Annotated in this window: 23 protein-coding genes; 7 read left to right on the forward strand and 16 right to left on the reverse strand. The window is 70.5% G+C overall.

Annotated elements, in window-relative coordinates; genetic code table 11:
- Nucleotides 1-42: 42 nt before the first annotated feature.
- The 6 genes from alr to glmS form a co-directional block, all read right to left on the reverse strand.
- On the reverse strand, nucleotides 43-1,218 hold the full coding sequence (gene alr / locus G6N26_RS13200; RefSeq protein ID WP_372509326.1) for an alanine racemase: 1,176 nt from the start codon (nucleotides 1,216-1,218) through the stop codon (nucleotides 43-45).
- A 101-nt stretch (nucleotides 1,219-1,319) separates the two neighbouring features.
- Nucleotides 1,320-2,702, reverse strand: a complete 1,383-nt coding sequence (locus G6N26_RS13205) for a glutamate decarboxylase (RefSeq protein ID WP_083019854.1) — start codon at nucleotides 2,700-2,702, stop codon at nucleotides 1,320-1,322.
- Nucleotides 2,703-2,723: 21 nt separating this feature from the next.
- The gene (locus G6N26_RS13210) at nucleotides 2,724-4,145 is read right to left on the reverse strand and encodes an NAD(P)H-hydrate dehydratase (RefSeq protein ID WP_083019853.1); all 1,422 of its coding nucleotides are present in this window, start codon (nucleotides 4,143-4,145) and stop codon (nucleotides 2,724-2,726) included.
- Nucleotides 4,146-4,211: 66 nt separating this feature from the next.
- Nucleotides 4,212-4,931, reverse strand: a complete 720-nt coding sequence (locus tag G6N26_RS13215) for a rhomboid-like protein (protein WP_095577774.1) — start codon at nucleotides 4,929-4,931, stop codon at nucleotides 4,212-4,214.
- 65 nt (nucleotides 4,932-4,996) lie between these two features.
- A complete protein-coding gene (locus G6N26_RS13220) occupies nucleotides 4,997-5,890 on the reverse strand; it encodes a DUF4436 domain-containing protein (protein ID WP_067168052.1) in 894 nt (297 codons plus the stop codon).
- A gap of 118 nt (nucleotides 5,891-6,008) precedes the next feature.
- Nucleotides 6,009-7,886, reverse strand: a complete 1,878-nt coding sequence (gene glmS, locus G6N26_RS13225; RefSeq protein WP_083019851.1) for a glutamine--fructose-6-phosphate transaminase (isomerizing) — start codon at nucleotides 7,884-7,886, stop codon at nucleotides 6,009-6,011.
- 82 nt (nucleotides 7,887-7,968) lie between these two features.
- Between glmS and G6N26_RS13230 the strand changes: the two genes are divergently transcribed.
- The 5 genes from G6N26_RS13230 (at nucleotide 7,969) to G6N26_RS13250 (ending at nucleotide 11,178) form a co-directional block, all read left to right on the forward strand.
- The gene (locus G6N26_RS13230) at nucleotides 7,969-8,379 is read left to right on the forward strand and encodes a DUF2510 domain-containing protein (RefSeq protein ID WP_083019849.1); all 411 of its coding nucleotides are present in this window, start codon (nucleotides 7,969-7,971) and stop codon (nucleotides 8,377-8,379) included.
- Between the two features lie 278 nt (nucleotides 8,380-8,657).
- Nucleotides 8,658-8,855, forward strand: a complete 198-nt coding sequence (locus tag G6N26_RS13235) for an Rv1535 family protein (protein WP_067172035.1) — start codon at nucleotides 8,658-8,660, stop codon at nucleotides 8,853-8,855.
- A 43-nt stretch (nucleotides 8,856-8,898) separates the two neighbouring features.
- On the forward strand, nucleotides 8,899-9,738 hold the full coding sequence (locus G6N26_RS13240; protein WP_067171940.1) for a dienelactone hydrolase family protein: 840 nt from the start codon (nucleotides 8,899-8,901) through the stop codon (nucleotides 9,736-9,738).
- A 10-nt stretch (nucleotides 9,739-9,748) separates the two neighbouring features.
- Nucleotides 9,749-10,099, forward strand: coding sequence for an ester cyclase (locus G6N26_RS13245; protein ID WP_067171942.1), 351 nt, complete (start codon nucleotides 9,749-9,751; stop codon nucleotides 10,097-10,099).
- Between the two features lie 38 nt (nucleotides 10,100-10,137).
- A complete protein-coding gene (locus G6N26_RS13250; RefSeq protein ID WP_067171943.1) occupies nucleotides 10,138-11,178 on the forward strand; it encodes an LLM class F420-dependent oxidoreductase in 1,041 nt (346 codons plus the stop codon).
- Nucleotides 11,179-11,182: 4 nt separating this feature from the next.
- Here the strand turns inward: G6N26_RS13250 and G6N26_RS13255 are convergent, their stop codons facing one another.
- The 9 genes from G6N26_RS13255 to eccCb form a co-directional block, all read right to left on the reverse strand.
- Nucleotides 11,183-12,544 carry a hypothetical protein gene (locus G6N26_RS13255; protein ID WP_145013736.1) on the reverse strand — a complete coding sequence of 454 codons (1,362 nt, stop codon included), beginning with the start codon at nucleotides 12,542-12,544 and terminating at the stop codon, nucleotides 11,183-11,185.
- 3 nt (nucleotides 12,545-12,547) lie between these two features.
- Nucleotides 12,548-12,877: a hypothetical protein gene (locus G6N26_RS13260; RefSeq protein ID WP_067171947.1), complete on the reverse strand. Its 330-nt coding sequence runs from the start codon at nucleotides 12,875-12,877 to the stop codon at nucleotides 12,548-12,550.
- 48 nt (nucleotides 12,878-12,925) lie between these two features.
- Nucleotides 12,926-14,260: a phosphoglucosamine mutase gene (gene glmM / locus G6N26_RS13265; protein WP_083019718.1), complete on the reverse strand. Its 1,335-nt coding sequence runs from the start codon at nucleotides 14,258-14,260 to the stop codon at nucleotides 12,926-12,928.
- Nucleotides 14,261-14,409: 149 nt separating this feature from the next.
- The gene (gene rpsI, locus G6N26_RS13270; protein WP_163648919.1) at nucleotides 14,410-14,865 is read right to left on the reverse strand and encodes a 30S ribosomal protein S9; all 456 of its coding nucleotides are present in this window, start codon (nucleotides 14,863-14,865) and stop codon (nucleotides 14,410-14,412) included.
- A 71-nt stretch (nucleotides 14,866-14,936) separates the two neighbouring features.
- Nucleotides 14,937-15,380, reverse strand: a complete 444-nt coding sequence (gene rplM, locus G6N26_RS13275; RefSeq protein WP_067171951.1) for a 50S ribosomal protein L13 — start codon at nucleotides 15,378-15,380, stop codon at nucleotides 14,937-14,939.
- Nucleotides 15,381-15,641: 261 nt separating this feature from the next.
- A complete protein-coding gene (locus G6N26_RS13280; RefSeq protein WP_120312716.1) occupies nucleotides 15,642-15,944 on the reverse strand; it encodes a WXG100 family type VII secretion target in 303 nt (100 codons plus the stop codon).
- A gap of 9 nt (nucleotides 15,945-15,953) precedes the next feature.
- A complete protein-coding gene (locus G6N26_RS13285; protein WP_067171955.1) occupies nucleotides 15,954-16,271 on the reverse strand; it encodes a WXG100 family type VII secretion target in 318 nt (105 codons plus the stop codon).
- Nucleotides 16,272-16,315: 44 nt separating this feature from the next.
- On the reverse strand, nucleotides 16,316-17,545 hold the full coding sequence (locus tag G6N26_RS13290; protein WP_083019717.1) for a type VII secretion-associated protein: 1,230 nt from the start codon (nucleotides 17,543-17,545) through the stop codon (nucleotides 16,316-16,318).
- Nucleotides 17,542-21,156, reverse strand: a complete 3,615-nt coding sequence (gene eccCb / locus G6N26_RS13295; protein ID WP_083019715.1) for a type VII secretion protein EccCb — start codon at nucleotides 21,154-21,156, stop codon at nucleotides 17,542-17,544. Before eccCb ends, G6N26_RS13290 begins: the two co-directional genes overlap by 4 nt.
- A 126-nt stretch (nucleotides 21,157-21,282) precedes the next feature.
- Between eccCb and eccD the strand changes: the two genes are divergently transcribed.
- Nucleotides 21,283-22,662 (forward strand): type VII secretion integral membrane protein EccD, encoded by a 1,380-nt coding sequence (eccD, locus tag G6N26_RS13300; protein ID WP_083019713.1) that lies wholly within the window; start codon nucleotides 21,283-21,285, stop codon nucleotides 22,660-22,662.
- Nucleotides 22,659-23,975, forward strand: a complete 1,317-nt coding sequence (gene mycP / locus G6N26_RS13305; protein ID WP_372509325.1) for a type VII secretion-associated serine protease mycosin — start codon at nucleotides 22,659-22,661, stop codon at nucleotides 23,973-23,975. The genes eccD and mycP overlap by 4 nt, the downstream gene beginning before the upstream one ends.
- Here the strand turns inward: mycP and eccB are convergent.
- Nucleotides 23,940-25,319, reverse strand: a complete 1,380-nt coding sequence (gene eccB / locus G6N26_RS13310; protein WP_083019709.1) for a type VII secretion protein EccB — start codon at nucleotides 25,317-25,319, stop codon at nucleotides 23,940-23,942. The genes mycP and eccB overlap by 36 nt on opposite strands.
- Nucleotides 25,320-25,335 lie beyond the last annotated feature (16 nt).

Here is a 25,335-nt window from a genome sequence, read left to right on the forward strand (position 1 = left end):
CCCGCAAGCCAGGCCCTGCCCTTGTGGCGCCGGCGGGTTCCCTCACGGCTCAACGGTTCGCGCCTCGCGGTAGGTCCTGGTGATGCGCCCGCGGGGGCTGGTCACCACTTCGTAGTGGATGGTGCCGAGCAGATCGGCCCAATCCTGGGCGGTAGGCTCGCCGTTTGCGCCGGGCCCGAACAGGATCGCCTCGTCGCCCTCGTCGACATCAGTGGGGCCGGGGCCGAGGTCGACCACGAACTGGTCCATGCAGATCCGGCCGACGCCCGGTCGGCGCCTGCCGTTGATCAACACCTCGAGGCGGTTACCCAGGGAACGGAAGACGCCGTCGGCGTAGCCGACGGGCAGCAACGCGAGCGTCGTGTCGCGCTGCGCGGTCCAGGTGTGCCCGTAGGACACGCTGTCGCCCGCGCGAATCGACTTCACCAGTGCCACCGGGCATTTCACCGTCATGGCCGGGATCAGTCCCATGTCGCCGAGCTCGGGCACCGGGCTCAGTCCGTAGACCGCGATGCCCGGACGCACCATGTCGAAGGCCAGGTCGGGACGTGACATGGTGGCCGACGAGTTCGACAGGTGCGCCGCCTCGTAGGACACCCCCTGATCGCGCGCGACGGCCAGCATGTCGGTAAACCGTTGGGCCTGAAGGTCGTTGACCGGGTTGGCGGGTTGATCGGCGTACACCATGTGGGACATCAGGCCGCGCAGCACGATGGCGTTCTCGGCGACGGCGCGGCGCAGGGCCGTCAGCATCGACGGGTAGTCCGCCGGCGCTACGCCATTGCGATTCAGCCCGGTGTCGACCTTGACGGTGACGGTCGCGGTCCGGCCCGTGCGGCGCACCGCGTCCAGCAGCTCGTCGAGCTGACGCTCCGACGACACGGCGATCTGGATGTCGGCCAGCAGCGCGGGCGCGAAGTCGATGCCGGGCGGGTGCAGCCATGCCAGCACCGGCGCGCTGAGCCCGTCGGCGCGCAGCGCCAGCGCCTCGTCGACGGTGGCGACCCCCAGCTCGGCCGCGCCCGCGGCCAGCGCGGCGCGTGCCGTCTGGGCGGCTCCGTGGCCGTAGCCGTCGGCCTTGACGACTGCCATCACCCGCGCGCCGCCGGCCTGCTCGCACAGCAGCCGCACGTTGTGCGCGATGGCGCCCAGGTCGACCAGGGCCTCGGCGAGGAGGCCCGGGGTCAGGGATATCGGCGCAGCGGCCCGCCCGTTCATGGCCGCCATTGTCCCAGAAGCCGAAAATGCACCGCGAGACTGCAACTACCGACGTCGTTACTCGCGATTTGCGTCGCTAGTTGCCGTCGCGCGGCGCGGGCTTAGTGCGCGAAGTGCTGATCCGCGTAGTGGCCGCCGGGCCGGAGCTTGTCAAGCGCGCTCAGCGCCGAGACGGCATCATCGTGCAGGGCCCGGGCCAGGTCGGCGGACAGGCCCTCGCGCACCACGATGCGCAGCACCGAGACGTTGGTGGCGTTGTCCGGCATGGTGTAGGCGGGCACCTGCCAGCCGTAGGTCCGCAGCTCGTGGGAGACGTCGAATTCGGTGTAGCCGCGATCCTTGGACAGCCGGAAGGCGACCACGGGGATCGCCGAGCCGTCGGAGACCAGCTCGCAGTGCTCGCTGACCCGCAGCTGCTCCCCCAGCCAGCGCGCCGTCCCGGACAGCGTCTGCATGACCTTGGTGTAGCCCTCCCGGCCGAGCCGCAGGAAGTTGTAGTACTGGCCGACCACCTGGTTGCCGGGGCGGGAGAAGTTCAGCGTGAAGGTCGGCATGTCGCCGCCGAGGTAGTTGACCCGAAACACCAGGTCGTCGGGCAGGTACTCCTTGCTGCGCCATACGACGAACCCGACGCCGGGGTAGGTCAGCCCGTACTTGTGGCCGCTGACGTTGATCGAGACCACCCGGGGCAGCCGGAAGTCCCACTTGAGTTCCGGGTGCAGGAAGGGCACCACGAACCCGCCGCTGGCGGCGTCGACGTGCACCGGGACGTCCACACCACCGCCGGCGGCCAGCTTGTCCAGCGCGCCGCAGATGTCGGCGACCGGCTCCAGCTCGCCGGTGTAGGTGGTGCCGAGGATCGCCACCACGCCGATGGTGTTCTCGTCGACGGCGTCGACGACCTGTTCGGGGGTGATGACGTAGCGCCCCTCCTCCATCGGCAGGTAGCGCGGCTCGACGTCGAAGTAGCGGCAGAACTTCTCCCAGACCACCTGGACGTTGGACCCCATCACCAGGTTCGGGGTGCGGCCCTTCCAGTCTTTGCCGACCTTTGCGCGCCACCGCCACTTCATTGCCAGCCCACCCAGCATCACCGCCTCGCTGGAGCCGATCGTGGAGACCCCGCACGCGCTGTAGGGGTCGGCGTCGTTCAGGCCGTCGGCGTGGAACAGGTCGGCGACCATGCATACACAGCGCTGCTCGATGGCCGCGGTCGCCGGGTATTCGTCCTTGTCGATCATGTTCTTGTCGAACGTCTCGGCCATCAGCTTGCCGGCCTCGGGGTCCATCCAGGTGGTGACGAAGGTGGCCAGGTTCAGCCGTGAGCTGCCGTCGAGCATCAGCTCGTCGTGGATGAAGCGGTAGGCGGCGTCGGGATCCATCGACTCGTCGGGCATCCGCAGGGCGGGGACCGGCGCCGTGAACAACCGGCCGGTGTAGGCGGGGGCGATGGAGTGCGCGGGCAGCGAAGGGTGTTGTGGCACTGGGGAATCCTCTCGATGGGTCTACAGGGCGGCCAGGGCGGCTCGGATGTGGGGCACCATGCGCGAGGCCGAGGTGGGCGCGTCGCCGGGGCCCGGGTCGGCGGCCGATCCCGCCGCCGCGCGCGCGTGGACGAAGGCCGCCGCCGCGGCCGCCTCGCCGGGCGCCAGGCCCGCCGCCAGCAGCGCGCCGATCATGCCGGACAGCACGTCGCCGGAGCCGGCGGTGGCCGCCCAGGACTGCCCGGCCGGACTGAGGTAGACGGGGCCGCCCGGATCGGCGACGATCGTGACGTTTCCCTTGAGCAACACCGTGGCGCCGAACGCGTCGGCCAGTTTGCGGCACGCCCCCACCCGGTCATCACCGGGGGGGTTACCCGCTAGGCGCGCGAATTCACCCGCGTGCGGAGTCAGCACCGTCGGCGCGCTACGGCCGGCCACCAAGTCGGGATGGGCCGCCAGGATGGTCAGCCCGTCGGCGTCGACGATCACCGGCAGGTCGGTGTCGAGCGCGAACCACAGCGCCGCCGCCCCGGCGTCGTCGGTGCCCAATCCGGGCCCGACGACCCAGGACTGCACCCGCCCGGCCGACGCGGGGGACGGCGAGGCGATCACCTCGGGCCAATGCGCGAGCACCTCGCGGTGCGCGCTGCCGGCGTAGCGGACCATCCCGGAGGTGGCCGCGACCGCGGCGCCCGTGCACAGCACGGCGGCCCCCGGATACGTCGACGAGCCGGCCATCACGCCCGTGACGCCCTGGGTGTACTTGTCGTCGTGGGGTCCCGGCACCGGCCAGCGCGGCGCCACGTCGGCGGCCTCGAAGCCCAGCACGTCCGTGTTTGGCAGGTCCAGCCCGATCTCGATCAACCGCACCCGGCCGCAGTCGCCGAGCGCGTGCACGGGTTTGAGCCCGCCGAAGGTGACGGTCGCCGCGGCGCGCACCGCGGGGCCGCTGGTGGCCCCGGTCGCCGCGTCGATGCCGCTGGGGATGTCGACGGCGACCACCGGAATCCTCGCCTCGTCGACCGCGGCGAACACCTCGGCCGCGGCGGGCCGCAATGCCCCCGAGCCGGAGATCCCCACCACCCCGTCGATGACGAGATCGGTTGCGGGCGAGACACTTTCGACGATCCTGCCGCCCGCGCTGCGAAACGCCGCCAGCCCCTTGCGGTGGGTGCGCTCGGGGTTGAGCAGGATCGCGTCGGCGGCCGCGCCGCGTCGGCGCACGAAGGTCGCCGCCCAGAGCGCGTCACCGCCGTTGTCTCCGGAGCCGACGACCGCGCACACCCGTCGCCCGCTCACCCCGCCGGTGCGGGCCGCTAATTCGCCGATGATCTCGGTGGCCAGCCCGTAGGCCGCGCGGCGCATCAGGGCGCCGTCAGGCAGGCTGGCCAGCAGCGGCGCCTCGGCCTGGCGGATCGCATCTACGGAGTAGTAATGCCGCATCAGAGCCAGACTACGTGTCGCCGTCGCGGGGGCTTGGCGCCCACCATCTTTCGCCGCGGCCCGGCATCAGCCCGGGTCCGCCGGGGGGACGCTGCGGCGCGCCATGGCCTTCAGGTGCGCCGGACTCAATTGCCGGCTGCGCCGGGTGCGCGTGCGGGTCAGCGGGTAGAAGCACAGGCCGATGAGGATCGAGGCGAAATGCCCGATCGCGGTGAAGTCCAGGTCGACGCGGTCCATCGTGATCAACGGGAAACCGAAGATGACGAACAGCACCCCGAGATAGCCCCAGCGCCAGGGCCGGGCGATGTGGTAGGCCAGGACGGCCATCACGCCGACGAGGAAATAGCTGACCCCGATGTCGCGGGCGTGCACGAGGCGTTGCGACGCATCGCGTTCCTCGATCGCGAAGTACAGGATGCCCTCGCTGATGTAGGTGGCAAGGATGTGCGAGCTCAATCCCACAGTGAGCCACCGCAGCTGGCCGAGCCAATGTTCGGCCGGCGCGAGGAACAGGGTGAACAGCAGCAGGTAGGGCTCGAAGTTTTTGCCGTCGATCCACAGCAGGCTGGAAAACAGTACGTCGAGCGGGTTTTTGCCCAACTCGTGAATGTTGGTGGAGCGGTGCAGCAAAACCGAGTGCAACTGCCGGCCGGTGAGATGGTTCTGGATGATCGTCGTGGCCATCAGCACCAACAGCCAGCCGTAGGTCAGCGGCGCGGTGCTGACGAAATGCCACACCGTCAGCGTCATGCTGCGCACCCGCGCCCGCACCGATGCATGCGCCACGACATCAACCTTCGCACGTGGGGCGCTGCGCGCGTACGACTTCGGCGGCAAACACGCCGCCGCCCTTAGCTACGCGAGGGTGCGGGCTCCGCGGCCGGCGCCGCGGCGGCGAGCGCCGGTGGATTCAGATGTCGCCACCAGCAGCCGATGTAGAGCACCATCGAGACCGCCAGCGCGAGGAGGACCCAGATCACGACGGTGATGTCGACCCAGCTGCCGAAGGGCGGTGAGCCGGGTAGCGCGTTTCGCAGCGGCACCACCGCGAACAGCATTGCCGCGTACCACGTCGTCATCGGCGGCTGGAACGGTCGCCGGTCCCGCGCGGTCTGAATCGCAACGAACAGAGCCAGACTGGCGATCGTGATGAGCACGCCGAGGATGACGATGGCGAACGCCGCGGTGCTCAGCGATCGCCGCAGATACAGCCGATACGGTCCGTCCGCCTGAGGCCTGGTCGCGGTGAGCTGCCACCCCGAGAGGTGGTCGACGAAGGTGACGGGCACGTGGGCCGGGGCGCGATCGGTCTCGGAGCCATAGAAGATCTCGACTTCCAGTGGGCCCGAGCGATAGCGGTCAAACGGCCAACGTTCGATCTGCCCGCCGATGGTCAGCGGGACCGCCATCAGCCCGGGGAGCATGCCCTTGGTCCAGGTGTGCCGCGACGGCATCGCCGAGGATCTGACTCGAAGGCTCAGATCCTCCTTGAGATGGTGGGTTTTCGGATCCAGCAACGCCGATCCCGGATTGAAGGCGAGGTTGACGGCAAGCACGCTGTTGTTCGACTGGATCTCTTCGACGTTGAACGTCGCCGAAGGCTCGTCGCCGCTCGCGACCGGGGTGACGTCCTCCAGCCGCCGGACGGCGTCGCCTTGGGCGTACATCATGATCGACCCGACGTATGCCGCGATGATGAGCGCGACGAGCCCTACGACGGTGTATTTCATGCCGCCCGATCGCATACTTCCTCCCGCACGGCCGCCGCCTGACCAGTTGGCCGAACTGCTTTCCCAGGGCAATGTAATGGATCGCCCGCGGGTTCGTCGGCGATACCGGCGAAGCGGTCCGGCCGATGTCCGCCTACTCGACGGTGACGGACTTGGCCAGGTTGCGCGGCTTGTCCACGTCGTAGCCGCGCGCCTGGGCCACCGACGCGGCGAACACCTGCAGCGGGATCGTCGACAGCAGCGGCTGCAGAAGCGTTGACACCGAGGGGATTTCGATCAGGTGATCGGCGTAGGGGCGCACCGTGTCGTCACCCTCTTCGGCGATCACGATGGTGATGGCCCCGCGCGCCTGGATCTCGCGGATGTTCGACAGCAGCTTGGCGTGCAGCACGGCCGACCCCTTGGGGGACGGCATGACGACGATGACGGGCAGGTCGTCCTCGATCAGCGCGATGGGGCCGTGCTTGAGTTCGCCCGCGGCGAATCCCTCGGCGTGCATGTACGCCAATTCCTTGAGTTTGAGCGCACCTTCCAGCGCCACCGGGTAGCCGACGTGGCGGCCCAAGAACAGCACCGTCGGCGACTGGGCGAACTGATAAGCCAGCGCGGCCACCGGCTTGATCGTCGCGAGGACCCGCGCGACGAGGTCCGGCATGGCTTCCAGCTCGTGGTACTCCCGGGCCACCTCGTCGGGGTATTTGGTGCCCCGGGCCTGCGCCAGCGCCAGGCCGACCAGATAGTTGGCGGTGATCTGCGCCAGGAACGTCTTCGTCGACGCCACCCCGATTTCCGGGCCTGCGCGGGTGTAGAGCACCGCGTCGCACTCGCGCGGAATCTGTGAGCCGTTGGTGTTGCAGATCGCCAGCACCTTGGCCTTCTGCTCCTTGGCGTGCCGCACCGCTTCGAGCGTGTCGGCGGTCTCGCCGGACTGCGAGATGGCGACCACCAGGGTGCTGCGGTCCAAAACCGGGTCGCGGTAACGGAATTCGCTGGACAGCTCCACCTCGACCGGCAGCCGCGTCCAGTGCTCGATGGCGTATTTGGCCAGCAGCCCGGAGTGATACGCGGTGCCGCAGGCCACCACGAACACCTTGTCGATCTCGCGCAGTTCCTGATCGCTCAGGCGCTGCTCGTCGAGCACGATCCGGCCGTCCACGAAGTGGCCCAGCAGGGTGTCGGCGACGGCGGCGGGCTGCTCGGCGATCTCCTTGAGCATGAAGTACTCGTAGCCGCCCTTTTCGGCGGCGGCCAGATCCCAATCGATATGGAACTCGCGGTATTCGACGTCGTCGTTGCCATCGAAGTCGGTGATCTGGTAGCCGTCGGCGGTGATCACCACGGCCTGGTCCTGGCCGAGCTCGACGGCGTTGCGGGTGTGTGGAATGAAGGCCGCCACGTCGGAACCCACGAACATCTCGCCGTCGCCGATGCCGAGCACCAGCGGGGTGGAGCGGCGCGCGGCGACGATGGTGCCGGGGTCATCGGCGTTGGCGAACACCAACGTGAAGTGGCCGTCGAGGCGGCGCAGCACCGCGAGCACCGACGCGACGAAATCGCCGGCGGTCTCGCCGTGGCGGTAGGTCTGCGCCACCAAGTGCACCGCGACCTCGGTGTCGGTGTCGCTGGCGAACTCCACGCCCTGGGCCTCGAGCTCGTGGCGCAGGTTCGCGTAGTTCTCGATGATGCCGTTGTGGACCACGGCGATCTTGCCGGCGGCGTCGCGGTGCGGGTGCGCGTTGCGGTCGGTGGGGCGCCCGTGGGTGGCCCACCGGGTGTGCCCCAGCCCGGTGGTGCCGGTCAGGGATGACGGCGGCATCTGGGCGACGGCCTCTTCCAGGTTCGCCAGCCGGCCGGCGCGGCGGCTCACCGTCAGGGTGCCTGCCGAGGGGCCACTGCCGTTCGCCAGCGCGATGCCCGACGAGTCGTACCCGCGGTACTCCATCCGGCGCAGCGCGGCCATGACGACGTCACAGGCGGGCTGCTGCCCGACGTAGCCGACAATTCCGCACATTCTGACCAGGGTAGTGCAGGCGGCACACCAAACCTGCAATCCGGCGCTATGGTTAGGCCGCCCACCTGCAGAAAGGCGCGTCGTGACCGGCCCTTACCGCCAGTTCTCCCTCCCACTCGTCGAGCACACCGGCGCGATCGCCTTCTTCCAGCAGCGCACCTACACCGTCACCGGCACCCTCGACCAATGCGAACGGGCGTATCGCCGCGCGCAGAACCACAACCTGCTGGCCGGCTGGTGGAGCGTGCTGTCGCTGGTGGTGATGAACTGGGCTGCGCTTCTTTCCAATTGGGGCGCCATCCGCCAGGTCCGCAAGCTGGCCGAACAACCCGGCGCCGGCGATGTCCCCGCAGCGCCCGCGGCCGCCCCGATCGGGCCGCCGCCGGGCTGGTACCGCGATCCGTCGGGGGCCGGGCATCGCTACTGGGACGGCCTCAGGTGGACGTCCTGGACCAATCCGCCCAGTGCTCCGCCGTTGGCGTCGCCGCGGTAACCGGCGGGAATTCTTTCACCTGATGTGCGCGCGACGTTCGCGTTCACGTCATCGCCGCCGCGACAAACGCCCTTAGCATTCGAATTGTCAGCAAAGATCGTCACCGACCGAAGGACGAGCTGCGTGGGGCTGCCCGAACGTTCTGGCTACCCCGATTCCCGTTTTCGCCGAAGCATGAATGCAGTCGTCAATGGCTGTTCATCGGGAATTGTGCAGCGGGTCGCATTGAAATGCGTAACTTGCTCCGACCGACCACCGTGCGCCATGAGGAGGCAATCATGACCGCAGTTCGGTACGACGATGTGGTGCCCGCCCCGTCGGCGCCGCCGCCCGGGCGCACCGCCCGGCCGCGTCGGCAGCCGTCGACGGGCTCCGGAAACGCCTTGATGGACATGACCACCCACGTGCTCACCGCCACGCTGCGCCAGCTCTACGCCGCGCTGTGGCGGGCGGGGGTCATCGAGGTCACGGCCTAGTCATCTTGGCCGGCGCGCGATTGCGATGCGCTAACGTCGACGCGTGGCCCGCATCCGCAAGCTCGTCGCCGCTCTGCACCGCCGTGGTCCGCATCGGGTTTTGCGGGGTGACCTGGCTTTTGCCGGTCTGCCGGGAGTGGTGTACACGCCGGAGGAGGGCCTGAATCTGCCCGGCGTGGCGTTTGGCCACGAGTGGCTCACCGGCGCCGCCCGCTACTCGAATCTGCTCGAGCATCTGGCGTCGTGGGGCATCGTGGCCGGCGCTCCGGACACCCAGCGGGGCGTGGCCCCCTCGGTGCTGAATTTCGCCTTCGATCTGGGTACCGCGCTCGACATCGTGTCGGGTGTGCGCCTCGGGCCCGGCAACATCAGCGTGCACCCCGCCAAGCTGGGCGTGGTCGGTCATGGTTTCGGCGGCTCGGCCGCGGTATTCGCCGCCGCCGGAATGCCCGCCAAGCCCGCGGCGGTGGCGGCCATTTTTCCCAGCATCACCAGCCCGCCGGCCCAGCAGCCCGCGGCGACGCTCAAGGTGCCGGGAGTGATCTTCACCGCGCCGGGCGACCGGACGACGCTGAATTCCCACGCGCTGGCGCTGGCCGAGGCGTGGGACCCCGCGACGCTGCGCATCGTCAGCAAGGCCGAGCCCGGCGGGCTGGTCGAGGGTCGGCGGCTGGCCGCGGTGCTCGGCCTGCCCGGCCCGCACCGGCGTACCCAGCGGTCGGTCCGGGCACTGCTGACCGGATACCTGCTCTACACCCTGGGCGGCGACAAGAAGTATCGCGAGTTCGCCGACCCGGAGGTGCACCTGCCCGGGACGGACGCCATCGACCCCGAGGCCGAGGCGATTCCGCTGGAAGAAAAGATCGTCGCCCTGCTGAAGTGAGGGGTCGTTCATGTCAACCGCCCACGCCCTGTACGCCCGCTGGATCACCGAACTGTGGAATGGACGGCCCGCCGCGGGCGAGCTTGTCACCGACGACTTCGTCGGTCATTGGCCCGGCCGGGAGGTACACGGACCGGACGCGCTCGCGCAGATCATCGAGCAGACACGAAACATGTTCTCGGACTTGAACTTCACCATCGAGGTCGGTCCCCTGTCTGAGGGTGACCTGGTGGCCGGGCGTTGGGTGGGCACCGGCCACGGCCCCGACGGCCCGGTCTCGTTCACCGGCAACGACATCCTTCGCGTGGCCGCCGACGGCCAGCGCTTCGCCGAGTACTGGACGGGCACTTCGGCGGGCTGAAGATCCGGCCCCGCACCGGGGCGTGGTAAGTGTCATGGATGCGAATCGGGATCGCTCTCAACTATTCAGGTGGGTTCCACGAAGCCGTGGAGCGCGTCGTCGAACTGGAGAAGTCCGGCATCGAGGTCGCGGTGGTGGCCGAGGCGTATTCGTTCGACGCCATCAGCCAGCTGGGATACCTGGCCGCCAAGACCAGTACCGTCGAACTGGCGTCCGGGGTCCTGCCCCTCTACATCCGCACGCCGTCGCTGCTGGCGATGACGGCCGCCGGACTGGATTTCGTGTCCGACGGGCGATTCCGCCTCGGCATCGGCACCTCCGGGCCGCAGGTGATCGAGGGCTTTCACGGGGTCCCGTTCGACGCTCCGCTGGGGCGCACCCGCGAGATCGTGGAGATCTGCCGCAAGGTGTGGCGCCGCGAGCGCGTGCAATACGACGGCAAGCACTACCAGCTGCCGCTGCCCGCCGACCGTGGAACGGGCTTGGGCAAGCCGCTGCAGCTCATCAATCACCCTGTGCGCGAACGTATTCCGATCAGCATCGCCGCGTTGGGCCCGAAAAATGTCGAGCTCACCGCCGAGATCGCCGAGGGCTGGCAGCCCGTCTTCTACCTGCCGGACAAGGCCGCATCGATCTGGGGCGAGCCCCTGGCCGCCGGTGCCGCCAAGCGCGATCCGGCGCTGGGTCCGCTCGACGTGATGGTGCACGCGTCGTTGGCCATCGGGGACAACGTTGACGAGCGGCTGGCCTGGGTCAAGCCGCAGCTCGGTCTCTACATCGGCGGCATGGGCGCCAAAGGCCGCAATTTCTACCACAATCTGGCGACGCGCTACGGGTACGGCGAGGTCGCCGACCGGATCCAGGAGCTGTATCTGTCCGGCCGCAAACAAGAGGCCATCGACGCCGTGCCCGACGAGCTGGTGCGGGGCATGTCGCTGATCGGGCCGCGCGGATATGTGGCCGAACGGATGGCCGCCTTCGCCGAGGCCGGGGTGACCACGCTGTTGTTGAGCCCGCAGGCCACCGACCGCGACGAGTCCATGCGCTTCGTCGAGGAAGCCTTGCAGCTGCAGCCCTGAGCGGTCACTGCCCCGCCTGCGGAAGTTGGTCCGCGGCAATCTCGCACGGTGTCGACCCCTCGGCCGCGACGGACGCGGGATCGGCGGCGGGCGCGGCCGCGGGTGCCGGCGGCTCAGCTGGCGGCGGATCGACTGGTGGCGGATCGACCGGCGGCGGGGTCTCGACCGGTTGGGCTTGCTGATCGGACTCCGGCCCGTCGGGTTCGGCGGGTTCGGCGGCATCCTCGACCGCGTTCTCGGCATCGCCGGCGTCCTCCGTGCCCTCCGACTCAGTCGGATCGTCGGCGTGAAAAGGGTTCTCGTCGAGGGCGTTTCCGCCCGACGAATCGCCGAACGCGTCCGCGCCGTCCGACCCGTCGCCCGCCGACCCGAGCAGATCGCCCATCGCGTCGACGATCCTGCCGGCCAGCCCGAGAAGCCCGCCGCCGCCCCCGCCGAGCCCACTACCGAGTCCGCCGGAACCGAGTCCGCTACCGAGCCCGCCCGGCCCGCCCAGCCCCGCGGCGGGCCACCCCGACGCATCGCCGAGGCCGCCACCCCAGTCCGCGGTGGGCGCCGGCGGAGCGGGTGTGGGGGCGACCGGCGCCGGCGCCGCGGCCGCCACCGTCGCCGCCGGGTCCTCCACGCGCAGCGCGGGAGCTTCCACCGGCGGGGCGAGCTGCACCGGGACAACGTTCGCCCCCAGATCACCGGGAAACTCGAACCGCGCTGCCGGGGCGGCGGCCGCCCTGTCGATCACCATGGCGTACGCGGTCTCCACCCCCTCCGAAGTTGACCGCATCGCGTTCAGCCAGTCGTTGCGAATATCGTTGTCCACGTAGGGAATTACCTGCCCGCGCACCACATCCTGGGCACCCTCCGAGCCCCCCGCCGTGACCGCGGCGGCGGCGGCCAACCAGGCCGGCCGCTGCGCCTGCGCGCGGTCGTCCACGGCGATGGCCGTCGCCACTTTCGAATCGACCAGGTGCCACAGGTTGTCGCGCAGCGACTCGCAGCGCTGGGCCGCCGCGCGCAGTTCGGCGGCGACCGCGTCGGCGATGTCGCAATGCCGCTGCAACAGCTGCACCGCGGCATCGCCACCCGGGCCCGCCCACGCCGCGGCCAACTCGGCCACCTGCGCCCGCTGCATCCGCAGCGCTTCGGCCGCCACCACGCCGGCCGCCCGCAGTTCCGCACAGTCGCGGTCGAGCGCGCGCAAATCGAGTCCGTCCTCGCTCGCATACCATTCCCGGATCTGGGCGGGATGCGCTGTCAGGTCGGGATGTTGGTAGCCGAGCGCGTGGCCGGCCTGCACGTAGCTCTGGGTGTGCTCGACGGCGACCCGGCCCTCGGCGAGGCGCGCGTCCACGTCCAACCGATCGGCCACGAGCTACGCGATCCGCGCCGCGGCATACAGTTCGGCGTCGGCGTAGCGCTCGGCGCTGCACCGCAGCGCGGCGGCGATCTCGGTGGACGCGCGCGACCACTGCGTCACCTGTTCCGTGAGGCGCGCCAACTCGGCGCGCAGCGCGTCGCCGCGCGCGGTGTGCGCCCGCCCGGCGCCGGCGCCGCTGAAAGCCAGCCTGGCCAGGTGATCGCCGACCGCGCGGTCGAGAAAGTCGGCGGCCATGGCGAAGTGGTTAGCGACCCGGTGCGTGGCCGATGCATCGATCTGGGTGCGGGCGGCGGCAACGGGCCGTGTTCCCCCAACGAATTTCATGCCTAATCCGACGCCCGCAAACGGGTCGGGGTTCCGGGCGCTACAGGATCAGTGCGCGGCGCTGACCGCTTCGGCGACCCGGGTGGCGAGCCGCTGCGCGATGTCCTCTTCCGGGGCCTCCACCATCACGCGGATCATGGGCTCAGTGCCCGACGGGCGCAACAAGATTCGGCCGGTATCGCCCAATTCGGCCTCGGCCTGCCCGACGGCGGACTGCACCGAGGGCGCGGTGGCCGCCGTCGCCTTGTCGGCGACCGTGACGTTGATCAGCACCTGCGGCAGCGTCTGCATCGCCGAGGCCAGGTGCGCCAGCGACGAGCCGGTCTGCGCCATCCGATTCATCAGCCGCAGCCCGGTGACGATGCCGTCCCCGGTCGAGCCCAGCGCGGGCATCACGATGTGCCCGGACTGCTCGCCGCCCAGGCTGTAGTCGCCTGCCCGCAGTTCCTCCACGACGTAACGATCGCCAACACCGGTGGTGCGTACCGTGATTCCGGCCGAACGCATGGCCAGATGCAATCCCAGGTTGCTCATCACGGTGGTCACCAGTGTCCGTGAGGCCAGTTCGTCGGCCTCGTGCATGGCCAGCGCGAGCACCACCATGATGTGGTCGCCGTCGACGAGGTTGCCGTCGGCGTCGACGGCCAGGCACCGGTCGGCGTCCCCGTCGTGCGCCAGGCCCAGGTCGGCGCGGTGGGCGACGACCGCCGAGCGCAGCGAATCCAGGTGCGTGGAGCCGCAGTTGTCGTTGATGTTGAGCCCGTTGGGTTCGGCGTTGATCGCGATCACCCGCGCGCCGGCCGCGCGGTACGCGCGCGGGGCCACCGCGGAGGCCGCGCCGTGGGCGCAGTCCACCACCACGGTCAGCCCGTCGAGCCGCACGGTGCTGGCCTTGCTCAGGTGACGCAGGTAGCGGTCGGCGGCGTCCTCGGCGTCCACGATCCGACCGATCCCGGCGCCGACCGGGCGCAGCCCCGGATCCCCGACCAAGGCCTCGATCTGGTCCTCGGTGCCGTCGTCGAGCTTGCGGCCGCCGGGCCCGAAGATCTTGATGCCGTTGTCGGGCATCGGGTTGTGCGAGGCGGAGATCATCACCCCGAAGTCGGCGTCGTAGGCGCCGGTCAAATAGGCCACCGCGGGGGTGGGCAGGACCCCGACCCGCAGCGCGTCGACTCCCTGGCTGGTCAGCCCGGCGATCACCGCGGCCTCCAGCATTTCGCCGCTGGCCCGCGGATCGCGGCCGATCACCGCGATCCGCCGGCCCGGCGTCGACGCGCTCGCCAGGTGCCGCGCGGCCGCGGAACCCAGCGCCAGCGCCAGTTCGGCGGTCAACTCGCGATTGGCGACCCCACGGACACCGTCGGTGCCGAATAGTCGACCCATGCGACCAAACCTCTCACAGTTGTCGGGCTAGCACCTAACGTGCCCGTTCCTTTGTGACCGAAACCGGGCGCGGGTGGGCGCAGACACGCCGCAACCGGCCGCAACTTGTGCACCGCGATGCCAAGTTGTGGCCGGAAAGCGACGGCTGATCAGCGCTTGCTGTACTGAGGCGCCTTGCGGGCCTTCTTCAGGCCGTACTTCTTGCGCTCGGTGGCGCGCGGGTCACGGGTGAGGAAGCCGGCCTTCTTCAGCGCGGGACGGTCGTCCGGCGAGGCCACGATCAGTGCCCGCGCGATGCCCAGGCGCAGCGCGCCGGCCTGCCCCGAGGGGCCGCCGCCGTGCAGGTGGGCGTAGATGTCGAAGCTCTCCACCCGGTCCACGGTCACCAGCGGGGCCTTGATGAGCTGCTGGTGCACCTTGTTGGGGAAGTAGCCCTCCAGGCTGCGGCCGTTCAGGTTGAACTGGCCGGTGCCGGGCACCAGGCGCACCCGCACCACGGCCTCCTTGCGGCGGCCGACAGTCTGGATGGGCCGCTCGAAGACGTAGGACTCGGCGGGGGCGGCGACGTCGGAGGCCTCGGAGGCCTCAACCGGGGCTTCGGTCACCTCGGCAACGGCCTCGACGGTCTCTGCGGTTTCCGGGTTCTCTGGGTTTTCCAGGGCCTCGGTCGTTTCGGTCACTGGGCCACCTGCTTGATCTCGTACGGAACGGGCTGCTGTGCGACGTGGGGGTGCGTCGGGCCGGCGTAGACGTGCAGCTTGCGCGCGATCTGCCGGGCGAGCTTGTTCTTGGGCAGCATGCCGACGATCGCGTCCTCCACGACACGGTCGGGGTGCTTGTCCATCAGCTCGCGGATGGTGCGGCTGCTCAGACCGCCCGGGTACCCCGAGTGGCGGTACGCCAGCTTCTTGTCCAGCTTCTGGCCGCTGAAGGCGACCTTGTCGGCGTTGATCACGATGACGAAGTCACCGCCGTCGACATTGGGGGTGAACGTCGGCTTGTGCTTGCCGCGCAGCAGGTTGGCTGCCGCGACGGCAAGGCGGCCAAGCACCACGTCCGTGGCGTCGATGACGTGCCACGACCTCGTGGTGTCACCCGCCTTTGGCGTGTACGTAGGCACAGCGCTTACCACTCTTTCTCTGCGAGCCTCTGTTCCGAGGCTGTGGATCCCGGCGTGACCGGGTGCCGGTCAGGCGTTCGCGGCGGGGGTTGTCTCGGCGACCGACGTTGACCCGAGGCCCTGGCGTACCGCACGCCAACGGAGCAGCTTACCGACCACCATCCCCGCAGGTCAAAATGACTGTGTGGTCCCGACGGCTCTCCTCCGTCAGGACCACACAGTCTCACGCGCGGCCAGCACCGCGCGATGTCTCTTCGGCCGCTACCGCCCCCACACACCGGCCGCCCGGCGATCGGCGTTGGCCACCTCGTCCGCACCGTCGCGGACCGCGTTTCCGAGCGCGGCCAGCATCTCGTTGAGCGCGGTCGCCGACTGGTGCCATTTCAGCTGCTCAGCCTGGTAAGCGGCGGCCGCTGCACTGGTCCAGAGCTGCTGCAGCGGCGCAATATGTGCTCTGAGCTCGTCGAGGGCGGCATTGAAGCGGGCCGATGTCGCGTGAATTTCCTGGCGCACCGAGTATTCGATTTCACCGAAGTTGTAGGACAACACCGAATCCACGGGGATCCACCCTCCTCACAGGTTTCCGCCGGCGGCGGCGATGCGGTCAGCATGGCTGTGGCCGGCTTCCTGCAGGGTGGCCGCGTTCTGCCGAATGGTGTCGGCGATGGCGTGCAGGGCGTGGTAGAGCCGCACCGACTCGGCGTTCCAGCGGTCGATCACGTCTTTGAAGCGCGTGGCCGCGAGCCCGCCCCACGCCGACGGCGGCACCCCGCTCATCCGGCCGATGAACGCCTGCAGCATCGCCCTGATTTCCTCGTTGCGGGCGTCGGTGGTGCCCGCCACCGACCGCATCAGGTCGAAGTCGGTGCTCAGTGGGTTTGGTGCTGCCATACCTAATACGACCGCGCGGCCCGTCGTTCGGTTCCACGAATTAGTCATCCGATCGCGTGGGCGGATCTGACCGCCTGCTCGCAGGCATCGCGCACCGCGCCCTCGTCCTCTGGCCTGTTCTGACATCCGACGCTGATGCGCACGGGCCCGTCGAGCAGCACCGTCCAGCGCACGTGATGACCCGGGCGCACCTCGCGGTAGGTCACCGCGGGCCGGCCGACGCTGGTGTCGGACGGGTTGAAGTCGACAAACAGCCCGGGGGGTTCGGCGTCGATCGCGCGCTTCAGCCGTTCGGCGGCGCCGCTCAGCGTCTCCCCGGCCACCGGCGACTGGGTGATGTGCAGAGCGACCTCGGGATCGGCTGGAGACGTGACCTGCACGCGCGCCGAGCCCGGCCCGGTGACCACCCGCCGCGCCGGCCACGTCGCCGGCACCGACAGCGCCACCCGGCCTTCCACCAAAAACGTTGTGGGCGCGGCCTCCACCGGCTTCGGGGGCGCCTCGCCGGGCCCCCTCGGCACCATCGCGGCCGGGGCCGCCGCGGCGACGACGACGGCGGCTGCGGCCAGCGCGCCCCGCGTCCGCGCGCCCCACGGGCGCGGGGCGGTGTCCGGCTCCGAGGCCACCGGGCGGGCCGGGACGGCTGTCCGCGCAAGCCGGGCAAGCCGAATATCGTTGATTTCCAGCACATCTGGGGTCATCCGGCCGCCCCCGCGTATCGCGTCGGCGATCGCCGCCGCCAGTGCCGGTGCCCCGGCAACCGACGTCGGCGTGTCGATCAGTACGGCCGCGGGAGCCGTGCCGGTGATGACCTCCGCGACGTCCTCGGCGACGGATTGCGGGTCGGCGTTGCAAGGTATGGCGGCGACGTCGGTCGCCGTGATCGCCACCAGCCGCTCGGTGATTTCGACGACCACCGTCGGTTCCGCGCGCGACGCCTGCGTCAGCAGCCACGATCGCGGGCGCGCGCGGACCTCGCCGGCCACCCTCGCCGCGGCCGCGGTCACCACGCCCACGCGCGAAGGCGACCACCAGGACGGGTGCACGACGACCATGCCGCCGGCGCACCCGCAGGTCGCCGACCGCAGCGCGGCTTCCCACAGCGCAGCGACGGGTACCGGCCGCTCCCCCACCAGCGCGACGCGGTCGTCGATCGCGTCCAGGGCCGCTCGGACGACGTCGGGCTCCTCGCTCTCGTCGACTCCGCTTGTGCCGCAACACAGCCGACGGATGGCGCGGGGCCCGGCTTCAATGACGGGACGGTGTTCGTTCACGGTGGGCTCCAGGCCACCTGGATGAGGTCGTCGTCGCCGGTGGGGCTGGTCAGGACGCCGCGGCCGGCCGGCAATGGCAGCGGCCGCGCGGGACCGAACGGCGCGCCCTCGGCGGGAGATCCGCTCATCATCAGCGACCGGCAACCGAGGTCACGCAGACCGGCGAGCAGCGGTTCGTACAGCGCGCGCTCGGCTCGGGCGGCGCGCCGGGCGACAACGAGGTGTAGCCCTAAATCTTCTGCGTAGGGCAGGAATTCGACGATGGGCGCCAGCGCATGAGCAGCCAGGTCGTAGTCGTCGACCATGACGTAGAGGTCCGGGCCAGACCACCATGAGCCACTGCGCAACTCGGCCTGGCTCGCGTCGGGCGGCGGCATTCGTGCGCTCAGCACGCCGAGTAAGTCGGGCAACAGCACCGCCAGTGCGGCCGGCGACATCGCATACCCGCGGAGATGGTCGGACTCGACGACACCGAGCAGCGTGCGGCGGAAGTCGACGATCAGCAGCTGCGCGTGCGCGGCGGTCTTCGTCCGGACAAGCTCCCGGCACAGGGTCCGCAGCGTCGCGGTTTTCCCGCAATCCTTATCGCCGACGATGACCAGATGCGGCTGTGCATCGAAATCGATTGCCACCGCCGCTAGTTCGCGCTCTCGCACACCGAGCACCACCCGGCCACAAGTCTCGGTTCCCGACGCGTGCACCAACGTTTCGCGGTCGATGTGATCGGGCAAAAGTGCGATCGGGGGCGCAACCGAGCTGCCGGCGGGCGCCTCGGCGACGGGCAACGCGATCACCATGTGCAGCCCATCCCGGGACAGGCCACGCCCCGGGGTGTCGTGCGGGACGTGCGCGGCGGCCTTGCGGTCCAGTTCGGAGTCAGCGGGATCGCCGAGCCGCAACTCGACGCGGGTGCCGAGCTGATCCCGCAGCGACGGCCTGACGTCGGCCCAGCGCGACGCCGACAACACCACGTGCACACCGAACGAAAGTCCCTGGGTCGCCAGAGCAGTGATCGATGCCTCCAGCGCCTCGAATTCCTGGCGTACGGTCGCCCAGCCGTCGATGACCAGAAAGACGTCGCCGAACGGATCATCGATCGCGCGGCCCGACGTACTCTCGCGCCGTCGCAGGACGGCCTCGCATTCGGCGACGATCCGCCCGACGAGTCGCGGCTCGGCGCGGCCGGCGACCGCGCCGACATGCGGCACCGTCCGCGCCGAGGACAGCGTCCCGCCCCCGAAATCCAGGCAGTAGAACTGCACTTCGCTCGGGGCATGCGTGGCCGCCAGCGCTGTGATGAGGGTGCGCAAGGCCGTCGACTTGCCGGATTGCGGCCCACCGACGATTGCCACATTGCCGGCGGCGCCGGACAGGTCGATCATCAGTGGCGTTCGGCGTTGCTCGAAGGGGCGATCGACGATGCCGATGGGGACAGCGGTCAGGCCGCCCGGCGTGCGTACCGCGCCGGGCAGCAGGGTGCACAGCTGCGGAGCGGGCCCCAGCGGGGGCAGCCACACGCGGTGCGCGGTGGGGCCCTGGCCGCGCAGCCGGTCCAGGACGACATGCGAGATGGCCGGCGGGGGCGTCGCGTTCGCCGTGCGGGCGGGACGAACCGCCCCGGTGACCCGGGTGGTAAACGCCTGGACCGAGCGCTGCGCCGCGGGGGACGCACCAAGGACAGGGTCCGTCCACACCCGTCCCGAGACCGAGGCGGCCTGGAAGCGAATCGGTTCGCGGCCGCTGATCCGCAAGAAGCCGGCACCGGGAGCGGCGGGCAGCTCGTAGGCGTCGAGATTGCCGAGCACCGTGCGGGATTCGGCGGCGGACAAGGTCTTCAGGCACAGCCGGTACGACAGGTGAGCCTCGAGCCCGCGTAGCCGGCCCTCGTCGAGGCGCTGGCTGGCCAGCAGGAGGTGCATGCCCAGGGATCGGCCGAGTCGGCCGATCGCCACGAACGTGTCGGCGAAATCGGGTTGCTGGCTGAGCAATTCGGAGAACTCGTCGACGATGACGAACAGCGTGGGCAGGTCCGGCAGCGGGCCGCCTGGCTGGCGCACGCGTTCGTAGGCCTCAACGCCGGCGCAGCCCGCGGTCCGCAGCAACTGCTGGCGACGGTTCATCTCGCCGGCCAGCGCGTCGCGCATGCGGCTCACCAGCGGGGCGTCGTCGGCGAGGTTGGTGATCACGGCGGCCACGTGGGGCGCTCGCGCATAGTCGAGAAATGTCGCACCGCCCTTGAAGTCGATGAGCAACAGGTTGAGTGTTCGCGGTGAGTTGCGGGCCATCATACCCAGCGCGATGGTGCGCAACAGTTCGGACTTGCCCGACCCGGTGGCACCGATGCAGAGTCCGTGCGGCCCCATCCCGTTCTCCGCCGACTCTTTGATGTCCAGCTCGAGCGGTGCGCCCTGCATGGTGATTCCGATGGGGACGCGAAGCCGGTCGCGACGTCGCTGGCCGCGCCATAGCGACGCCGGATCGAAACGTTGCACATCGTGCAGCCCGATCAATCCCGGCCAACCGGGATCAGCGCCTGCCGCGCTCCCCCGATGCCCGGCCAGCCGGCGGGCGCACACCAACGCGTCGACGGGTGCCATCCGGTCGGGACACGAGATCGGTGCGGTCTCGGTGGAGTGCCGAATCGCCAGCGGCGCTCCCTCATTGCCGGCGCCGATCGCGATGGTGGCGGCACCGCTGATCGCGGTGGCGCCCTCGTCCAGCTCGGCGACCACCACCACCCGGGCCGCCTCGATGCCCGCGAGAGCGCGCTGGGTGTGTGCAGCGCTCGGATAGATCATCCGCACCGGGCCCGCGGCGTCGGATTTGCCGGGATGGTGGTTGTGCGGCAACCATTTCAGCCATTCCCAGTGGGCGCGATGCGGTTCGCCGACCGCCGCCGCGATCCGCACCTGATCGGGCGCATGCAGCACGGCGAGCTGGCAGATCATCGCGCGGAGCAACCCACGCGCGGCGCTCACCTCGCCGTCGAGCGTCACCAGCGATTCGTCCCGCAGGTCGAGTGTCACCGGCCCGACGGTCGTCGAATAGGCGCGCAAGAAGCGACGCAACGCCGTCTCGGTCACCGGATCACGAAGCTCCTCGGCGGGAAGCTCCGGTGCCACCAAACCGCGGGCGAGCGGCTGGGTTCCCATGCCCACCCGCACGAGGCAGAAGTCCACGTCACTCGAACTGCGCTGCCACATTCGGGCGCCGCCGATGAGCGTCCACAGCGTGTCGGGATCAGGATGGCGCCCCATGGCCGACTTCCGCTGTGCCATCGCGACCTCGGATACGGATTGACCGAGCCGACTCAGGTATTCGAGATACCGTCCGCGGTCGCCATCGATGCCACCACCGCGCCGGCGGGCACGGCCGGTCAGCCCGGATGCCAGGGCCGAAACCAGCATCGTCAGCGGAAACGCCAGGAACATGGGGTGGCGGGTCATGGCGCTTCCGGACGCGAACGCCGCCGCCATGATGCCGATACTCACCACGGAGAGCGCGACCGGCAGCAGGCGGGACAGCAGGCCGGGCGCCGCCGGTGGCGGCAGGTCCGGCGGTGCCTCGACCACGATCGGCGGTTGTGCCGCGGGCACCGAAACCTGGGTCATCACATCGCCTCCCGTTCGACGACGCTAAAGAGCACCGAACACGGCGACAAGTCAGCTGTGGACAGCCGCACACCGGGCGGCCGAAACCCGGCTAGGTTCCCTAGGATCCGACCGAAGGGTTCGCCGTTGGCTGCATCCGAAACCGGGCTGTGTCGTGTCTGCGTACACTGGGGCACCGCCGCCGCCGATCTGGCGCTGCCTGCCGGAGTTCCTGTCGCGGTGTTGATTCCGTCGGTCGTCGACGCCCTCGAGGTTCGCCACCCGGATTATGAGGCGGTGCGCTACCAGTTGTCCGTCCCCGGCGCATCCGCCCTGGACTCGTCGATGACGTTGGCGCAGAACGGCATCGGCGATGGAGCGGTCCTGGTGCTGACCCGGCCCGGCGTTCGGTTGCCTGCGCCGCGTTATGTCGACGTCGCGCAGGAGGTGTCGGCCACCCTCAAGGGGGCCGCTCGGCAGCCGCGCGGCGATGACGGGAACAGGCGGGTCGCCCGGCTGTGCGGCGCGGCAGCGGCTGTCGTCGTGTCCGCGGTGGGCGGGTCGGCCTTGGTGCGAAACATCTTTGACGCCGGCAACTCTCGAGACGTGACCGCGACGGTCGCCGCGCTGGGTTCGGCTGCGATCGTCGCCCTGGGGCTTGCGGCGATCGCGCACCGCGTCCATCGAGACCCGATCGCCGGATCGGCGCTGAGCGTGATCGCCACCGTGTCCGCGGCGGTGGCCGGGTTCGTGGTGGTGCCCGGTGCGCCCAGCGTGTCCAACGTATTGCTGGCCGGCGCGGCGGCGGCCGCCACCGCCGTGCTGGGCATGCGGCTGTCGGGTTGCGGTGTCGTCGCGCCCACGGCGGCGGCGTGCTTCGCCGTGGTCATCGCCGCGGCGGCGCTGGTGGGCGCGATCAGCGCCGCGCCCGTGCATGTCATTGCTTCGGCGGCCGGGGTCGCATCCCTTGGCCTGCTCGGGGCGGCGCCGCGCATATCGATTGCGCTGACGGGGTTATCGCCCCGATTGGCGACGTCGGGCGTCGCCGAGTGCGAGTCGAGTGAATCGTGGGTGTCCGTGCGTGCGATCCGCGCCGACCGGTGGCTGGTGAGCCTGCGTGCCGGGCTGTCGGCGTCCGCCGGTGTCGGCGCCGTCGTCACCGTGCTCGCCGGCGCGCCGCGGCTGGCCTGCCTCGTGTTCGGAGCCGTCACCGCCGCGGTGTTGCTGCTGCGCTGCAGGAACGGCGACGGCGCAGGGCTGCCGGGCTTTGCCGTCAGCGGAATCGGCACCGCGGCAACGTCCTTTGGCGTCGCGGCCGTGCTCATGCAGACGAACGGCCCGACGCTCGTGGCGGCGACGGCGCTGGTGGCCGCCACGATGTACCTCGGCTTCGCCGCAACGGCGTTCTCGCCGGTCGTGCTCCGATGCGTCGAAGCGCTGGAATGGCTGGCGTGGGCGGCACTGGTCCCGCTGGCCTGTTGGATCGGTGGACTGTACGGCGTGGTCCGGGGAATGAATCTCACGTGAGGCCGTCGCACGTCGGGCGCGTGCTGGCGGTGTCGGCGCTGGCGATGCTTTCCGCGTTCGGAACGCCGAGAGCACAGGCGGTTTCGCCGCCCGGCGTCGACGACAGGTGGTTGCCGGACCCGGCCTTGCCCGCGCCGGCGCGGCCGACCGTGCAGCGCGAGGTCTGCGCGGCGCTGCCCGTCGACTCGGGCCCGGGCCGCAACCAGCCGCCGGCGGCGTTCGACCTCTCGGAGGTGTGGCGCCTCACCCGCGGCGCCGGACAACGGATCGCGGTCATCGACACCGGAGTCTCACGGCATCGCCGGCTGCCCGACGTGGTGCCCGGCGGCGATTATGTGTCCACGGGCGACGGTACGCAGGACTGCGACGCGCACGGCACGCTGGTGGCGGGAATCATCGCGGCCACAGCCGATCCCAAGTCCGACGGCTTCAGCGGGATCGCACCGGAGGCGACGTTGATCAGCATTCGGCAGTCCAGCGCGAAGTTCGCGCCCGCCGCCGAGCGGTCGCGCACCGGGGTCGGCGACGTCGACACCATGGCGAAGGCCGTGCGGACCGCCGCGGATTTGGGCGCGTCGGTGATCAACATTTCTTCGGTGGCGTGCGTTGCGGTGTCCGCCGCGCTCGACGACCGTGCGCTGGGTGCCGCGCTGGCCTACGCCGTCGACGTCAAAAACGCCGTTGTCGTCGCGGCGGCGGGCAATTCCGGCGGCGCCGCGCAGTGCCCGCCCCAGCGACCGGATGCCACCTGGCAGACCGTCACGGTCGCGGTCAGTCCCGCGTGGTACGACGACTATGTGCTGACCGTCGGTTCGGTGAACACCGCGGGGGCACCCTCGGCCTTCAGCCTCGCCGGGCCGTGGGTCGATGTCGCCGCGCCCGGCGAGGCGGTGGCCTCCCTCGCGCCGGATCCGGTGTCCGGCACCAGTTATGCCGCCCCGGCGGTGAGCGGTCTGGCCGGGCTCATTCGGGCTCGCTTCCCGGCATTGACCGCGCGCCAGGTGATGCAGCGCATCGAGTCGACGGCGCATCATCCGCCCGCGGGGTGGGATCCGCTGGTCGGCAACGGCATCGTCGATCCGCTCGCCGCGGTCAGCACCGGGACGGACTTGCCCGCCCACACCCCCGGTCCGACGCCGGCCGCGGCACCGGTCGCGGTGTCGCCACTGAGGAACCCGCCGCGCGATACCCGCGCCCGCGACATCGCGGTGCGCGGGGCCGTGGGCTGCCTCATCGCGCTGACGGCCGCGCTGGCCACCGGTGCGATCCGCAGTCGGCTACGGGGAACCCGCGACCGCGTCCCGGGCGATTGAGGCGCTGCGTCTGCTCAGTTCCGGTCCGGCCGGCAGCAGCGCGAGAACCGGCCAGGGCGCCGGGGTCGCCTCGGTGAGACCGAGATCGTGCGCGGTGTCGTCGTCGTGGACGGCGAATCGGACCCCGGTGTCGACGATGAGGTATCGGGTGCCGGCGCTGTCGCCCGCCCGCACGTAGGCGCTGCGGCCGGGCGGCACATATACGTCGTCCAACGCGGGGCCGGGGCCGTCGGCCTGCGCCAGTGTCACCGCCGCCCGGCCGGGCGGCACCGGCAGCCGGTTCCCCGCCAGCAATGCCACCCCTTTCGGGCCCGGTCGCGTGTCGCCCCAGCTGGCGCATACCGTGCCGGCGGCCTCCATCAGTGCGGGCGCCCGGTCGGGGAATCCGGCGACGGGCAGCTCGGCGACGACGGGAGCGGCGCGGATCGCCTCGGGCGCGACGGTGACGGCGTTGACCGTGGCCTGCGCGCTGCCGAAGCGCACCAGGTCGGCCGCGACCTGGCCGATCCGCTGCACGCCGGCGGCCAGCACCGCGTAATACTCGTCGCCGTCGGCGCGTGTGATGCGAAGCACATCCCCGACGCGGAATCCCGGCAGCGCGGGCGCCGGGCCGCGCAGGCCGCGGATGCGGGGAACCGAGATCGGCGGCGCCTCGGGGACGGCATTCAGCAACGCTTGCGAGACGAGCCGCGGCGTGCGGCCCTCGAGCCGCAGCCCACGCACGACCGCGGCATCGGTCAGGTCCACGATGGCGCGGTGCCCGTCGTAGAGCAGGTAGGCCGGCGAACCCGAGGCGGGAGCCGCCAGCAAGGCCCGCCCGGAGGGGAGACGGGCGACCGCGTCGTCGGCGAGGTGGCCCACGATCGCGGTCGTGCCAGCACCACCGCTATCGCATATCGAAAAGGCCAGGTCCTGCGCGGGCAGCGGCCCACCGACGAAATTCGGCGCGCCCGGAATGCCCAGCAGCGGGCCGCGTTTGCCGCGTTCCAGGTCGGCCGCGCGGACCGGCTGCGGATCGGCGGCTGTCCCCGCGATGAGCCGCGCCGACGCCAAATTCGGCACCGGATGCCACGCATCGCCCACGCGAACGAACAGCGCACCCGAGTCCCGGACCATCACGATCTGCGCCCGATCCAGCGCGACGTGCGGTCTCAGTAATCCCATCAGCACGCAGCCGGCCAGCGCGAGGGCCGTCACCGCGCAGCCGGCCGCCAGCGAGGCTGACGGCAGCCGCAGCCGCGTACCGGGCGGATACATCGCCTCGCCCAGCAACGCGCATTCGATGCGGCGCAGCAAATACCGGTGAGCGCTGACGCGCAGCCACGTGGCCGGCTGACGCGGCACTGATCCCCCCACTCTG

The sequence above is a fragment of the Mycobacterium marseillense genome (genome assembly GCF_010731675.1).
GTDB lineage: Bacteria > Actinomycetota > Actinomycetes > Mycobacteriales > Mycobacteriaceae > Mycobacterium > Mycobacterium marseillense.